This window comes from Mycobacterium sp. (genome assembly GCF_049647605.1).
GTDB lineage: Bacteria > Actinomycetota > Actinomycetes > Mycobacteriales > Mycobacteriaceae > Mycobacterium.
Window position 1 is genome coordinate 14,867 of sequence record NZ_JBARXZ010000175.1, and the last position, 14,564, is coordinate 29,430.

Annotated in this window: 16 protein-coding genes and 1 other RNA gene; 9 read left to right on the forward strand and 8 right to left on the reverse strand. The window is 63.7% G+C overall.

Annotation, left to right across the window (positions count from 1 at the left end):
* Window positions 1–12: 12 nt before the first annotated feature.
* A complete protein-coding gene (locus WBB07_RS22215; RefSeq protein WP_526310604.1) occupies window positions 13–1,068 on the reverse strand; it encodes an NADH-quinone oxidoreductase subunit B family protein in 1,056 nt (351 codons plus the stop codon).
* Window positions 1,069–1,455: 387 nt separating this feature from the next.
* On the opposite strand from WBB07_RS22215, the gene WBB07_RS22220 reads away from it, so the two are divergent.
* Window positions 1,456–1,953: a homocitrate synthase gene (locus tag WBB07_RS22220; RefSeq protein WP_526310606.1), complete on the forward strand. Its 498-nt coding sequence runs from the start codon at window positions 1,456–1,458 to the stop codon at window positions 1,951–1,953.
* Between the two features lie 23 nt (window positions 1,954–1,976).
* Here WBB07_RS22220 and WBB07_RS22225 read toward each other — a convergent pair whose 3' ends face one another.
* Window positions 1,977–3,461: a cytochrome P450 gene (locus tag WBB07_RS22225; protein WP_526310608.1), complete on the reverse strand. Its 1,485-nt coding sequence runs from the start codon at window positions 3,459–3,461 to the stop codon at window positions 1,977–1,979.
* Window positions 3,462–3,604: 143 nt separating this feature from the next.
* Between WBB07_RS22225 and WBB07_RS22230 the strand changes: the two genes are divergently transcribed.
* Together WBB07_RS22230 and WBB07_RS22235 are read left to right on the forward strand one after the other, a co-directional pair.
* Window positions 3,605–4,249, forward strand: coding sequence for a TetR/AcrR family transcriptional regulator (locus tag WBB07_RS22230; protein WP_526310610.1), 645 nt, complete (start codon window positions 3,605–3,607; stop codon window positions 4,247–4,249).
* Between the two features lie 27 nt (window positions 4,250–4,276).
* Window positions 4,277–5,167 carry an SDR family oxidoreductase gene (locus WBB07_RS22235; RefSeq protein ID WP_526310612.1) on the forward strand — a complete coding sequence of 297 codons (891 nt, stop codon included), beginning with the start codon at window positions 4,277–4,279 and terminating at the stop codon, window positions 5,165–5,167.
* Here the strand turns inward: WBB07_RS22235 and WBB07_RS22240 are convergent.
* The gene (locus tag WBB07_RS22240; RefSeq protein WP_526310614.1) at window positions 5,133–6,317 is read right to left on the reverse strand and encodes an AAA family ATPase; all 1,185 of its coding nucleotides are present in this window, start codon (window positions 6,315–6,317) and stop codon (window positions 5,133–5,135) included. The two genes, WBB07_RS22235 and WBB07_RS22240, sit on opposite strands and share 35 nt — an antisense overlap.
* Here WBB07_RS22240 and WBB07_RS22245 point away from each other — a divergent pair.
* Window positions 6,316–6,756 (forward strand): thiamine pyrophosphate-dependent enzyme, encoded by a 441-nt coding sequence (locus WBB07_RS22245; RefSeq protein WP_526310616.1) that lies wholly within the window; start codon window positions 6,316–6,318, stop codon window positions 6,754–6,756. The two genes, WBB07_RS22240 and WBB07_RS22245, sit on opposite strands and share 2 nt — an antisense overlap.
* 4 nt (window positions 6,757–6,760) lie before the next feature.
* On the opposite strand, the gene WBB07_RS22250 is transcribed toward WBB07_RS22245, so the two are convergent.
* Window positions 6,761–7,366 (reverse strand): TetR/AcrR family transcriptional regulator, encoded by a 606-nt coding sequence (locus WBB07_RS22250; protein ID WP_526310618.1) that lies wholly within the window; start codon window positions 7,364–7,366, stop codon window positions 6,761–6,763.
* 89 nt (window positions 7,367–7,455) lie between these two features.
* Here WBB07_RS22250 and WBB07_RS22255 point away from each other — a divergent pair, with 89 nt between their 5' ends.
* The 5 genes from WBB07_RS22255 (at window position 7,456) to WBB07_RS22275 (ending at window position 11,472) form a co-directional block, all read left to right on the forward strand.
* Entirely contained in the window at window positions 7,456–8,037 is a 582-nt protein-coding gene (locus WBB07_RS22255) for an NADPH-dependent FMN reductase (protein ID WP_526310620.1), read from the forward strand.
* Between the two features lie 461 nt (window positions 8,038–8,498).
* Window positions 8,499–8,741 carry a redoxin NrdH gene (locus WBB07_RS22260; RefSeq protein ID WP_526310622.1) on the forward strand — a complete coding sequence of 81 codons (243 nt, stop codon included), beginning with the start codon at window positions 8,499–8,501 and terminating at the stop codon, window positions 8,739–8,741.
* Window positions 8,742–8,785: 44 nt separating this feature from the next.
* Window positions 8,786–9,238, forward strand: a complete 453-nt coding sequence (nrdI, locus tag WBB07_RS22265) for a class Ib ribonucleoside-diphosphate reductase assembly flavoprotein NrdI (protein ID WP_526310624.1) — start codon at window positions 8,786–8,788, stop codon at window positions 9,236–9,238.
* Between the two features lie 71 nt (window positions 9,239–9,309).
* On the forward strand, window positions 9,310–11,391 hold the full coding sequence (gene nrdE / locus WBB07_RS22270) for a class 1b ribonucleoside-diphosphate reductase subunit alpha (protein WP_526310667.1): 2,082 nt from the start codon (window positions 9,310–9,312) through the stop codon (window positions 11,389–11,391).
* A gap of 13 nt (window positions 11,392–11,404) precedes the next feature.
* An RNA gene (locus tag WBB07_RS22275) (hammerhead ribozyme type II) lies at window positions 11,405–11,472 on the forward strand.
* 248 nt (window positions 11,473–11,720) lie between these two features.
* On the opposite strand, the gene WBB07_RS22280 is transcribed toward WBB07_RS22275, so the two are convergent.
* The 4 genes from WBB07_RS22280 to WBB07_RS22295 form a co-directional block, all read right to left on the reverse strand.
* On the reverse strand, window positions 11,721–12,128 hold the full coding sequence (locus WBB07_RS22280) for an LppU/SCO3897 family protein (protein ID WP_526310626.1): 408 nt from the start codon (window positions 12,126–12,128) through the stop codon (window positions 11,721–11,723).
* Between the two features lie 207 nt (window positions 12,129–12,335).
* Complete coding sequence (locus tag WBB07_RS22285) at window positions 12,336–12,836, reverse strand: OsmC family protein (RefSeq protein WP_526310628.1); 501 nt, start codon at window positions 12,834–12,836, stop codon at window positions 12,336–12,338.
* The gene (locus WBB07_RS22290) at window positions 12,833–13,480 is read right to left on the reverse strand and encodes a GntR family transcriptional regulator (protein ID WP_526310630.1); all 648 of its coding nucleotides are present in this window, start codon (window positions 13,478–13,480) and stop codon (window positions 12,833–12,835) included. Before WBB07_RS22290 ends, WBB07_RS22285 begins: the two co-directional genes overlap by 4 nt.
* A 39-nt stretch (window positions 13,481–13,519) precedes the next feature.
* A complete protein-coding gene (locus WBB07_RS22295) occupies window positions 13,520–14,548 on the reverse strand; it encodes a 3-hydroxyisobutyryl-CoA hydrolase (protein ID WP_526310632.1) in 1,029 nt (342 codons plus the stop codon).
* Window positions 14,549–14,564: the final 16 nt, after the last annotated feature.

Sequence of the window (14,564 nt, forward strand, 5' to 3'; positions counted from 1 at the left end):
TGTGTCGGGAACTCACCAGGTGCGCCGGGCACCGGTGAGCAGCTCATCACCCGGGTGACGCCAGCCGGGCTCCTTGTCGACGGTGCGGCCGGTGATGCTGCGCAGGCCGCGGATCATCGATCCATACAGCCCGGATGCGGTGGTGGACAGCTTGCCGCCGGGCGGTTCGTCCATGAAGGGCATGAACATATCGGGAAAACCGGGCATGGTGCACCCGATGCAGATGCCACCTACATTCGGGCACCCGCCGACACCGTTGATCCAACCCCTTTTGGGTACATTGCATTTCACGACAGGTCCCCAGCACCCGAGCTTGACGATGCATTTCGGCGAGCCGTATTCGGTCGCAAAATCTCCCTGCTCGTAATAGCCGGCCCGGTCACACCCCTCGTGCACGGTGCTGCCGAACAGCCAGGTGGGGCGTAACGCGTTGTCCAGCGGAATCATCGGCGCTTGGCCGGTTGCCATGTACAGCAGATAGGTCAAGGTCTCGGAGAGATTGTCCGGATGGGTGGGGCAACCCGGCACACAGACGATCGGGATACCGGCCTTGCTTTTCCATTCCCAACCGAGGTAGTCGGGGACACCCATGGCGCCGGTCGGGTTGCCGGCCATGGCGTGGATGCCGCCGTAGGCGGCGCAGGTACCCGCCGCGACAACAGCGGTCGCTTTGGGCGTCAGGCGATCCAGCCATTCGCTGGTTGTGATCGGCTGACCGGTTGCGGGGTCATTGCCGAAGCCGCACCAGTAACCCTCGGTGTGAAGGCTTTCGTTGGGGATCGACCCTTCGACGACCAGCACAAACGGTTCGAGCTCACCCCGGTCTGCTTTGAAGAACCATTCGAGGAAGTCGTCGGCGCCGGCGCTGGGGCCGCATTCGAAATCGATCAGTGGCCAGTGCATGGCGATTTGGGGGAGTCCCGGCAAGGCGCCGAGGGCGATCTCTTCGACCGTCGGCTGGGTGGCTGCCGTCAACGCCACCGAATCACCGTCGCAACTCAAACCAGCATTGATCCAGAGCACGTGGATCAACGTCTGTTCAGCTTTGATTGCTGCTTCTGTGGACATGCTGCAGCTTTCCGGGGCGGGCTGCGCCCCTGACGCCGCCGGAGTCGACCATCGGCCCACTTGCGCGGCGCTGATTCTGGGTCTACTCCAGAACTACTGTGATGTCAATCACAGTTTCAGTGTTCCTTGAATCCGTGCCCGACAGGTGCGGCGGCGGGTCACACCGGTCGTTGAACATGCACGGACATATCAACTCTGGCGCTGCGCGTGGCCGGTTCAAAAAGAGGCTTGCACGGTGTGGTGGCCACGGACTAAGGTCACGTCCGTGCATCTCATTCTCGTAGTAGCTTCCCGCAGCGGGGTCTGATCCAGGCCGACCCCCCGCTGTGGGTCGGATTGTCAGCTACTACCAGTCGGTCGCCTCCATCAATTCGAGAAGACCGGCACATGACCTCCTTTCTTTCGTTCTCGTCGCACCCGTCGTCCACCTCATTGGACCGGCTCTGCCACGCGCCATTGCCGCGTGGCCTGCGGGAAAAGGCCGGACACCTCTCGTGGGACCGTTTTCTGGCCACTTACGGACACCGCGCCGGGCCGGTGCAACTGCAGGACTGGCAATGCACCGACGGCCGCGGGTCCTCGAGAGGCCTGGGCGCCCAGGCGCGCCACTACCAGGCGACGCTGACCGTCGGTGGCCGGACCGAGACGATCTGTGTGTCGGCGACCGGGCCCATCGCCGCGCTGACCGCGATGCTCTACGAGTTGGGAATCGCGTTGGAGGTGCTCGACTTTCATCAGCTGCAGATGGGTCGTGACACCGTGACGTTCATCCGCGGCACCGCCGGCGTGGGAGACGAATGGGCGATGGCCTGGGCTGAGGACAACACTCACGCCGCACTGCGGGCTGTCATCGCCTGCGCCAACGCGCTGGCCGGGCCGGAGTAGTCAGCGGGTTTGCGCCTTGGCTGTCAACGCAACGGCCGCAACACGATTGGCATGCCGTCCATGGGCACTGGCATGCCGCCGTAGTCCAGCCGTGCCCGGTATCCCGGGCGGGGCGGCTCCAGTCGGTACCGGCGCAGTAGCCGATGCATGACGGTCTTGATCTCCAGCTGGCCGAACACCATCCCGATGCACTTGTGGGCGCCACCGCCGAACGGCGCAAAGGCGTACCGGTGCTGTTTGTGTTCGTTGCGGGGCTCGGTGAACCGGTCCGGGTCGAATTTCTCGGGCTCTGTCCACAATTCGGGCAGATGATGATTGACCGACGGCCACAGCAGGATGCTGGTGTCGGCCGGGATGAAATGGCCCAACAGCTCGGTGTCGCGCACCGTCGAGCGGACATTGAAAGGAAGTGGGGTCACCATCCGCAACGACTCGTTGATCACCAGGTCGAGGGTCTCGAGCTTCTCCAGGGCCTCGATGTCCAAGGGTCCGTCACCGAGGCGGTCACACTCGTCACGGCACCGGTCCTGCCAATCCTGGTTGGCGGCAAGGTGATACGCCATGGTGGTCAATGTGGAGGTCGAGGTGTCATGGGCGGCCATCATCAGGAAGATCATGTGGTTGACGATGTCTTGATCGGTGAACGTGTTGCCGTCCTCGTCGGCGGTGTGGCAGAGCACCGTCAGCATGTCGGTGCCGCCGGCGTTGCGGCGTTCCTTGACGCGTTCCTCGAAATACTGGTCGAGGACCTTGCGGGCCTGCAGGCCGCGCCACCATTTGAAGGGTGGCACGCCGGTGCGGATGATCGCGCCGCCGGCCCGGGTGGTCATCGTGAAAGCGTCGTTGACCTTGGTGACCAGTTCCTTGTCGCTGCCGGGTTCATGACCCATGAACACCACCGAGGCGATGTCGAGGGTGAGTTCTTTGACCGCCGGATAGAACAGGAACCGGGGGTCGTTCTCCGCCCAGTCGTCGGCGATCACCTGAGTGGCGACACGGTCGATGTGCTCGACATATCCCGACAGCCGGGTACGAGTGAACGCCTCTTGCATGATGCGGCGGTGAAACATGTGCTCTTCGAAGTCGAGCAGCATGAGGCCCCGGTTGAAGAAGGGGCCGATGACCGGGTGCCAGCCCTTCTGAGAGAAGTCCTTGTTCTTGTTCGAGAAGACCGCTTGGGTGGCGTCGGGGCCAAGTGCGACAACGCTGGGCAGGGCAGGGGAGTGCGAGTAGTGCAGCGGCCCGAACTTCTTGTACACCTCGAGCAGGTATTCGGGACCTGACCGGAACGTCTCGATCATGTGTCCGAGGATGGGTACCCCTGAGTCGCCCATCACCGGTCGCAGATCGCTGCCCGGTGGCGGCTCGGCCAGGACAAACTGTTTGAAGTCATGTTGTCGCAGCCGCTTCTCGACCAGGCCCAGCCCCGGCATGGTGTTCAGTGTCGGAGTGAGGCGGCGCTTGGCCTGATCGATGAGGTAGTCGGTATTGCTGATGGTGGCGGGCATGGGCACTCCTCGGCGCAGGCTGCGTGCGGCTGTCGGTCGGCTGACAAAGAGCGTGTGGTGTGAGCCACTTCTAGCAGTCTCACTGCCGAACTTGACGCCTGTCAAGTTTCATTCCTGTCGGGGCGTGGTGCAAGGTTGTCAGCGTGAGCCATCCTCCGAAGCCGGAATCAGCAGACTCGGTGCCGCGGCGGCGCGGCGACCGCCAACGACAAGCCATCGTCGGCGCCGTTCGCGAGCTGCTCGAGGAAGTACCATTTGCCGACCTGTCGGTGAGCGCGATCAGCGACCGGGCCGGTGTGGCACGGTCGGGCTTCTACTTCTACTTCGACACCAAGTACGCCGTGCTGGCGCAGATCCTGGCGGAAGCCACCCAGGAACTCGAGGAACTCACCCACTTCTTCGCCGCCCGCGGCGAAGACGAGTCACCGGCGTCGTTTGCCAAACGAATGGTCGGCAGTGCGGTCGTGGTGTTCTCCCACAACGATCCCGTGATGGCGGCCTGCAACCTCGCCCGTAACGCCGACGCCGAGATCCGCAAGCTCCTGGACGCGCAGATCGACACTGTCATCAACCAGATCGTCATCAACATCGAAGCCGAAGTGGCGGCCGGAACCGCCCATCCACTCAGCGACGACATCCCGATGCTGGTCCGGACCCTGGGCGCGACAACAGCGTGGATGCTCTCCGGGGATGCCACCTTCCTGGGCTCCGACGGCGACATGCAGCGAGGTGTTGCAGTGCTCGAGCAACTGTGGCTGCACGGGTTCTGGGGCGGTACGCCCGACTGATCCACGCCGATCGGTACAGTCGCGGCCATGGCTGGAACGTTCGCGGGTAGGCGCTGTTTCCTCACAGGAGCGGCCAGCGGTATCGGGCGGGCAACCGCACTGCGGCTGGCGCGCGACGGCGCCGAACTGTTCCTCACCGACTGTGACAGCGAAGGGCTGGAGCGCACCGTTGCCGATGCCCGGGCGCTCGGGGCGACGGTGCGGGCACATCGGGTCCTGGACATCTCCGACTACGACGCGGTGGCGGCCTTCGCCGCCGACATCCATGCCGAACATCCCGCGATGGACGTGGTGTTCAACATCGCCGGCGTCTCTGCGTGGGGCACCGTCGACCGGCTCACCCACCAGCAGTGGCGAACCATGATCGACGTCAACCTGATGGGCCCCATCCACGTCATCGAGACGTTTGTACCGCCGATGGTGGCAGCCCGGCGCGGCGGGCACCTGGTCAATGTGTCCTCGGCGGCCGGGCTGGTCGCCCTGCCGTGGCATGCCGCCTACAGCGCCAGCAAATACGGGCTGCGGGGGCTCTCGGAGGTGCTGCGGTTCGACCTCGCCAAATACCGCATCGGGGTGTCGGTGGTGGTACCCGGCGCGGTCAAGACACCACTGGTGCAGTCGGTCGAGATCGCGGGCGTCGATCGTGAGCACCCCAAGGTGGCGCCCTGGGTGGACCGGTTCACCGGACACGCCGTCGCGCCCGAGCATGTCGCCGAGCGGATCCTCCGTGGTGTCGACAAGAACCGTTTCCTGATCTACACATCGCTCGACATCCGGGCCCTCTACCTGTTCAAACGGGTCGCGTGGTGGCCGTACAGTGTGGCGATGCGGCAGGTCAACGTGCTGTTCACCAGGGTACTCAAACCCGCCACCGCGCCGCCGCTCAACGCGAACCCCAGTCCCACGGAGGAGCAGTGAGCAGGGTCTGGCCCACCACCTGGGTCTCGCCGCAGTCCTTGTAGAGCTCGATGCGCTGGGTGTCCTCGGTATCGAGAAACGCCAGCAGCGCCGCCGAGTGCGTGACCACAACCACCTGGGTGACCCGCGATGCCGACCGGATCAGCCGGGCCAGCGGCTCCACCAGATCTGGATGCAACGATGTCTCGGGTTCGTTGAGGACCATCAGCGACGGGGGCTGCACGCTCAACAGTGCCGCCGCCCAGAGCAGGAATCGCAGTGTGCCGTCGGAGAGTTCGGCGGCGCGCAGCGCCCGCAACATACCCGGCTGCCGCACCGCCAGATCAAAGAGGCCTTCGGTCACGACAACCGATATCTCGGCTCCGTCGAATGCGTCGGCGAACGTCGCCCGCAGTTCGTCGGAAAAGGCGCCGGACCCGGCCTCGAGAATCGTCTGGATGGCCGCTGCCAGATCGCTGCCGTCGTCGGCGAGCACCGGGGTGCGGGTGCCCACCTGTGGGCGGCGGGCCGGGGCGCCGGCATCCACCCGGAAGCCGTCGTAAAAACGCCAGGACCGTAGCCGATTCCGCACCTCGGACAGTTCGGGCAGCTCACCGGGGTGGGCAAATTCGGACAGCACACTCCGATAGGTGGGCAGACCGCGGGTGAGCCGGTCGTAACCGTCGCGATGGGCCGGGCCCGGCTGCGCGCGCGCCTCGGCCAGTGGCCCCGCGCGGCGCACCAGCGTCGCATTGGCCCGCGGTACCGGACCGACAAAGATCAACTCCCTCTTGATCTCTGGGTCGCGGCCGAACACCGATTCGATCCCTGCCATCTGTGGTAGTCCCAGATCCACCAGATAGCCGAAGTCATCTGTCGCATAGCCCATTTCGAGAGAGATGGATCTGGTCCGAAGGGTGCCCTCGACCCGGCCGGTGCGGCGTGAGCCGGACAACTGCTCCGGACCCGCCCACAGCGCGGACTGGAGACCGCCCTCTCTGGCCAGCGAACCGACCACCTCACCGCGGCCGCAGTCCGCGAGAAGTCGCAGCGCACGGTACAGCGAGGACTTACCGGTTCCGTTGGCGCCGGTGACCACTGTCAAGCGACCGACCGGCAGCACCACATCTCGCAAGGACCGGTATCCACGAACCGAAATGGTCTGCAACATGACTCACACGGTATCCATCGTCGGTGACACCTCCGGCGCGGCGCTTGCCGCCAAGGACCGCCGCCTGGTGCTGGTCACCGGAGAAGGATCGCATCAGTTGACGGCACAGGAAATCAGCCAGTTCGGCCGCCACGGCCTCAAGCCGGTCATCTTTGTGCTGAACAACAACGGCTATCTCATCGAGCGACTGCTCTGCAAGGATCCCGATATCGAGTACAACGATCTGGCGCAGTGGAACTACTCGGAACTGCCACACGCGCTGGGCTGCAACGACTGGTATACCCCGCAGGTGAGCACCCTCGGAGAACTCGACGAAGCGCTCAGGATCGCCGGGGAAGGCGAGCGTGGCTGTTACATCGAGATCGTCACCGCCAAGTACGAAGCGCCGCCACTGCCCAAAAAGTTGCACGACAGCGTCAAGACGCTCTACAACAGCTGACCCGTCAGTGCCCACATAGTTTGCGCGCCAAGCTCTCCCAGGCGTCGCCGAGTTGCTCGACGGTCTTGCCCAGATCGGTGATCTGGTGTTCGACATGATCGGCTTGCAACAACGCGATCAGTGCGTCGGCCTGTGCGTCGAGATCGCCGGTGGTGTGGGCCTGTTCCAGCAACACCCGAACATGCCGGTGCAACACCATGGCCGGAGCGTTGTAGCGGCTGCCGGGATCGCGGCCGACGTCGGAGAGCAGCGCGTGGTGATCGTGGGCGAACCGGATGCGCATTCGGCCGAATGCGAGCAGGCGCACCAGTGGTGGAGCGTCGGGTCCCAGCGGCGGCGGGCCGAACAAGAAGGCCTGCTGGCTGATCCGTTCGTCTTCGTCGAGCAGCACCATCATCAGGCCGGCGCGACTCCCGAAGCGACGGAAGACGGTTCCCTTGCCCACACCGGCGGCAGCGGCGATCTCGTCCATCGTGACGGCTTCGGCGCCGCGTTCGGCGATCAACCGTCGTGCCGCCTCGAGCAGCAGTAGTCGGTTCCTGGCGGCGTCGCCACGCTCCTGTGGTGCGTCTGTCACCGGCAGGGGGCCGGGGAAGTCCAGGGCGCTCATCAGGGCACTTTAACTCAGCCGGAATTAATCGGACCTGGGTCCGGTTAGAATCTGTGAGAATCGTCCAAACGTGAGGGAAGGAAGGCGTCGTGTCGGAGGCAGTGTCTGAGACCGGGGTGCAAGCCCGCGGTGAAGCCGTCAAGGTGTTGGTGCTGGTCGGCAGCCTGCGGGCGGAGTCGATCAACCGCCAGCTGGCGGAGGTCGCCATCGCCAACCCCCCGGAAGATGTCCGGTTGAGCTTGTTCGATCGGCTGGGAGACCTGCCCTTCTACAACGAGGACCTCGACGTCGAGCCGGCGCCGGAGCCGGTCGCGGCGCTGCGGGCGGCGGCCGCTGACGTGGACGCCACGCTCATCGTGACTCCCGAGTACAACGGCAGCATCCCCGGTGTGCTGAAGAACGCCATCGATTGGCTGTCCCGTCCGTACGGCAACGGTGCGCTCAACGGCAAGCCGGTTGCCGTCATCGGGGCGGCTCTGGGGCAGTACGGCGGCGTGTGGGCTCACGACGAGACGCGCAAGTCTGTGGGCATCGCGGGGCTGCGGGTCGTGGAGTCGATCGGCCTGTCGATCCCGGCCGCCTCGCTGGACGGCAAGCACCCGCGGGAGAGTGCCGAGGTTGTCGAGAAGATCGGTGATGTCGTCGGAAAGCTGGTCGCCGAGGTCGGCTGAGGTCACTGCGCGGCACAGAGCCGTCGACGGGTCGGGTGCGACCTGTCGACGGCTTTGCTGTGATAAGGGCCCGATTCGGGACGCGGCCTACTTGTCGGTAGGTGCTGGTAGATATGGGACACGGTCGCCGACGGCCAGCCGACGACACGCTGAGGACGCGCCGGTGCGGGGCTTGCCACCAGGGAATTCCATGAATGTTGTTCAGAACATCTTGTATCACTTCTGATTGGGGGCCACTAGGTGTAGTGTTTGGCGGGCCGAGGGAGTCCAACCTCCGGAGGCCTGCGGGGAATCAGGATCGGACCCGTTCCGTGTCGGAACCGCCGGTCCACCTGAGTCGGCAGGCACCTGGAATACCGGGCTTTGACGAGCTGCTGAACAGTAGCGAGCCACATCTGAATCAGATTTGCGTCAGTTTCGCTGAGGCCAGTCCGCAAGAACAAAGAGGGAGTCGATCGCCAATGAGCGTCACCGTATACACCAAGCCCGCCTGTGTGCAGTGCAACGCCACCTACAAGGCCCTCGACAAGCAAGGTGTCGAGTACAAGATCGTCGACATCACCCTGGACTCCGACGCCCGTGACTACGTGATGGCCCTGGGGTACCTGCAGGCTCCCGTTGTGGTCGCCGGCAATGATCACTGGTCGGGTTTCCGCCCGGACCGCATCAAGACCCTCGCTGGCGTCGCCGCCGTCTCTGCCTGACCACTGGATCAGGAGAGACGCACCAGCTGGAAAGGGGGAGTGGCATGGCCGGGAACGACCTGACGGCACGCGCCAATCTCGTCTACTTCTCCAGCGTGTCCGAGAACACCCACCGATTTGTCCAGAAGCTGGATCTGCCGGCCATCCGCATCCCATTGCGGGAGCGGATCGTCGTTGACGATCCCTACGTGCTGATACTGCCGACTTACGGTGGTGGGCACGCCAACGGCCCCGATCCCGATCGCGGGGGATACGTCCCCAAGCAGGTGATCGCATTCTTGAACAATGAACACAACCGGCTGTTGATTCGCGGCGTCATCGCCGCGGGCAACACCAACTTCGGGGCCGAGTTCGGCTACGCAGGAGACGTTGTCTCGCGTAAATGCAAGGTCCCGTACCTCTACCGCTTCGAACTGATGGGGACGACGGACGACGTCCTTGCCGTCCGCGCCGGACTAGCCGACTTCTGGAAGGAACAGACGTGTCTCCAACCGTGACCGCTGATGTCGAGACCGAGAACGCTGTACACGCCCTTCCGGGTGAGACTGACTATCACGCGCTCAACGCGATGCTCAACCTGTACGACAAAGACGGCAAGATCCAGTTCGACAAGGACCGGGAAGCCGCCAATCAGTACTTCCTGCAGCACGTCAACCAGAACACGGTGTTCTTCCACAACCAGGACGAGAAGCTCGACTACCTGGTGCAGAAGAACTACTACGAGCGCGAGGTGCTCGACCAGTACTCCCGTAACTTCGTCAAGTCGCTGCTGGATCGCGCTTACGCCAAGAAGTTCCGGTTCCCGACGTTCCTCGGTGCGTTCAAGTACTACACCTCCTACACGCTGAAGACCTTCGACGGAAAGCGCTACCTCGAGCGGTTCGAAGACCGGGTGGTGATGGTGGCGTTGACGCTGGCCTCCGGTGACACCACGCTTGCCGAGAAACTGGTCGACGAGATCATCGACGGCCGGTTCCAGCCGGCGACGCCGACATTCCTCAACTCGGGTAAGAAGCAGCGCGGCGAGCCGGTGTCCTGCTTCCTGCTGCGCATCGAGGACAACATGGAGTCCATCGGGCGCTCCATCAACTCGGCGTTGCAGCTGTCCAAGCGCGGCGGCGGAGTTGCCTTGCTGCTGACCAACATTCGCGAGCACGGCGCACCGATCAAGAACATCGAGAACCAGAGTTCCGGTGTCATCCCGATCATGAAGCTGCTCGAGGATTCGTTCTCGTACGCCAATCAGCTCGGTGCCCGCCAGGGTGCCGGCGCGGTGTACCTGCATGCGCACCACCCCGACATCTACCGGTTCCTGGACACCAAGCGCGAGAACGCCGACGAGAAGATCCGCATCAAGACCCTCTCGCTCGGAGTGGTCATCCCGGACATCACCTTCGAGCTGGCCAAGAAGAACGAGGACATGTACCTCTTCTCGCCGTACGACGTCGAGAAGGTCTACGGGCTGCCCTTTGCCGACATCTCGGTCACCGAGAAGTACCACGAGATGGTCAACGACGGCCGGATCCGCAAGACCAAGATCAAGGCCCGCGAGTTCTTCCAGACGCTGGCAGAGCTGCAGTTCGAGTCCGGCTATCCGTACATCATGTACGAGGACACGGTGAACCGCGCCAATCCCATCGAGGGCAAGATCACGCACAGCAACCTGTGCTCGGAGATCCTGCAGGTGTCGACACCGTCGCTGTTCAACGATGACCTCTCGTATGCCAAAGTGGGCAAGGACATCTCGTGCAACCTCGGGTCGATGAACATCGCCAAGGCCATGGACTCGCCAGACTTCGCGCAGTCCATCGAAACGGCGATTCGTGCGCTGACCGCGGTGAGCGACCAGACCCACATCTGGTCGGTGCCCTCGATCGAGCAGGGCAACAACGACTCCCACGCCATCGGGCTGGGGCAGATGAACCTGCACGGCTATCTGGCCCGCGAGCGCATCCACTACGGCTCTGAAGAAGGTGTCGACTTCACCAACATCTACTTCTACACGGTGCTGTATCACGCACTGCGGGCGTCGAATCAAATTGCGATCGAACGTGGCAAGCGCTTCGGTGGCTTCGAGAAGTCGAAGTACGCCTCGGGTGAGTTCTTCGACAAGTACACCGAACAGGTGTGGGAGCCGGCCACCGACAAGGTGCGCACGCTCTTCGCCGATGCCAACATCCGGATCCCTGACCAAGACGACTGGAAGCGGTTGAAGGAGTCGGTGCAGGCGCACGGCATCTACAACCAGAACCTGCAGGCCGTTCCGCCGACGGGATCGATCTCCTACATCAACCACTCGACGTCCTCGATCCACCCGGTGGCGAGCAAGATCGAGATCCGCAAGGAAGGCAAGATCGGCCGCGTCTACTACCCGGCGCCGTACCTGAACAACGACAACCTGGAGTACTACCAGGATGCGTACGAGATCGGGTACGAAAAGATCATCGACACCTATGCAGCCGCCACCCAGCACGTCGACCAGGGGCTGAGCCTGACGCTGTTCTTCAAGGACACCGCCAATACCCGCGACGTGAACAAGGCGCAGATCTACGCCTGGCGCAAGGGGATCAAGACGCTGTACTACATCCGTCTTCGCCAGATGGCTTTGGAGGGAACCGAAGTCGAGGGTTGCGTGTCCTGCATGCTGTGATGTTCTTCTGAATTGCCGAAACGCCGCATAAGTCGGCGTCCCTGGGAGGTGGTGTTCTCAGGCTGACGATGGCAGCCATAGTGTTTTTGACCGTTGGTCCGCTGGGTTTTTTCTCGGGCTTCGCAGTATCGGAAGTTATCGGGTACCTGTCAACGATCATCCCAAAGGAGGTCGTACGCATGGGAAATGCAATAGTGAGACGCGCCAAAACGTGTGCGGGTAAGACCGGAAAAAGCCACCTCCCACTCTCCAGGGGAACCCTGCTGATGAGCCTGTGAAAGTCAGGCGAAAGAGCCATATTGGGAGCTCGCTACCAGTGTGGAAGGCTGTCAAGGCGAGATGAGGCAGAACACGCGCTGCTGCTCAACGTAAGCCAACATCTCGGCGTCGACACCACACGCTGCATCCTCTGCGTTGCCCTCGACGCGGCGGGCGACTTTCACGTTCGCGGTGGGGTCGGTGCAGTCGACCGGAACCGCGGCGCGGGCGATGGCATAGCAGCGTCCCTCGTGCAGATTGAGGATGAAGCACAACGTCCGGGTGTCGCTGGCGAGCATCGGATAGATGCCGCCCTGCCCATTACTGCCGGGGCAGGTCGCTGTCGAGTCGCCTTGAGATACAAGCTGCAGCGTGGCATCCGAGCGGTTGCAGTCCGCGGCTTCAGCCTTCATCTGCCCTTCGCTGTATGCGCTGGCGGTAATGGATTGTCCGACATCGAGTGTGTGCGCCGCTTCCATGAGGCGGTAGTCACCCGGCTCCAGGGTGTTCAGCTTGCGCGAAGGCGACGCGACGCTTCTGGGCCCGTACTGGCATTGAAATTCATTGGCAGAAAAGAACTCTCGACTGTGAGAGATGGTGCAGCTTTTGTAGAGCCTGGGTCAACGCACAACCTTCGGCGTGTCGCGGCTCAGGGTGGGGCGCCGTTGTCGGGTGGTGGATATGGGCTACCCGGGGTTCGAGGGCATGGCCGCATCTTCGACAGTGGTGACCGGTTTGTGGTGCACGGGGAAGTTGACCGAGCGGGCGATGAAGCACTTCGCGGATGCGTCGGCGTGTAGCCGCAGAGCAGCCTCGTGGTCGCTGTCGGCGGTGATGGTCACGCTCGGTCGCAGTGTCACCGACTCGAACTGGCCGCCCCCGGTAGCGTCCTGGCTCATGACGCCGTGGGCGTGATCTTCATAGGCGGTGACGACAACCCCGGCCTTCGCAGCGAGGTTGAGGTACCAGAGCATGTGGCACTGCGACAGTGCCGCCACTTGCAGTTGCTCCGGGTTCCACCGCGTGGGGTCCCCACGAAAGGCCGGATCCGCGGTGCCGAGGATGGTGGGAGCCGCGGGGGCGCGGACCTCGTGTTCGCGGCCGTAGGCGGTGTATCCGGTGGTTCCGGTTCCGTGGTTGCCGGTCCAGACGACGCTGACGTCGTACTCGTGTGTCTTGCCGCTCATGCGTGGGCCTGCCTTTCCTCGATGTCGTTCAGGGCGATGCTCCGGGTGTGATCGACGTGGGCTGACACCGCGCTGCGCGCGTGGTCGGGTTGCCCGCTGGTGATGGCTTGCAGAATGGCTTCATGTTCGCGGTGGACATCGTCCGCCCGGGGCGTGGTGGTCAACCCGGCCCGGGCGGCGATGGTGATCTGGTCCCACACCGCTGTCAGCAGCGTGTTGATCTGACTGTTGCCGGCCAATGCCGCCAGGGCCAGGTGGAACCTGCGGTTCTCCTCCGCTCCTGCCAGTGCACCCGCCATCCGAGTCGCCTGGTCGCAGGAGGCGGCAAGGCGTTCCACCTCACGCAACCGCGCGGGCAACAACATCCCGGCGCGCTGGGATGTTGCCGCCTGTTGTGCGGCAAAGCTTTCCAGCGCACACCGCGTCTCGAACGCCTCCGTGAGCTCCCGGGCGCCCGGCACCCTGGCTCGCACGCCGCGGCCCTGGCTGACGACCAGGCGTTGCGCATCCAGAACTCGCAGTGCCTCTCTCACGGGGGTGCGACTCACGCCCAGCTGCTCGGCAAGTGACGACTCGGAGACTTTGACGTCCCCGCGCAGCTCGCCCGTGCGGATCAAGCCCAGCAGGCCGTCGTATGCATCCACTGAGCGATTATTGCATGCAATGACTCCATCGACGCCCGTTCACGCGTCGACTTCGGCCTCGAAGTAGGCGGCGACGTCCTGGGCGGTGATGTCGGCTATCGAGGCAGGTGACCATCTGGGATTCCGGTCCTTGTCGACGAGTTGTGCGCGGATACCCTCCACCAGATCGTGGGACTTCAGAGATGCGCAGACGGTCCGATACTCCTGCTCGAGGACGTCTTCCAGATTGTCGAGGTTGGCGGCCTGCCGGATGGCCTGCAGTGTCACGGAGACGGCGATCGGTGACTGGCATGCGATCACGTCTGCGGCAGCATTGGCCGGACCGCAGTGGTGGCCGCGAAGTTCGGCCAAGATGTCGGCAACGGTGTCGCCGGCATAGCAGTGGTCGATCCATTTCTGTTGTGCGGCAAGGTTACTGCTCGGGGGTTCGGTGGCGTAAGTCGCCAGTGCGGCCGGTACGCCATCGGTGATGATGGCCCGGGTGAGATCGGTCAGGCGATCGTGGGGCACGAAGTGATCGGCGAAACCCATCGCGATGGCGTCGGCGCCGGTGAATGGGGCGCCGGTGAGTCCGGCGTGTAGTCCGAGGAGGCCGGGTGCCCGCGCGAGCAGATAGGTGCCGCCCACATCGGGGATGAGGCCGATCTTGACCTCGGGCATACCGACCATGGATCTATCGGTGACGATGCGCGTGTTGCCGTGAGCGCTGATGCCCACGCCGCCGCCCATCACGACACCGTCCATCAGTGCGACGTACGGCTTGGGGTACTTGCTGATCAACGCGTTCAGCCGGTACTCGTCGTACCAGAAGCGGCGGGCATCCGCGCCTCCGTTGCGGGCGCTGTGATAGATCGCCACGACGTCGCCGCCCGCGCAGAGTCCCCGGGTGCCGGCTCCGTTGACCACCACCGCGGTGATCGCCGGATTCTCCGCCCACTGGGTGAGCACCGGGTGCAGCGTGGTGATCATCGAGTGGGTGAGGGCGTTGATCGCTCTCGGGCGGTTCAGGGTCACAACACCGACGGTGCCGTCGACCCGGGACAGGACTTCGCCGGTGTTGCTGGGCACGCGTGTCATCCGATCA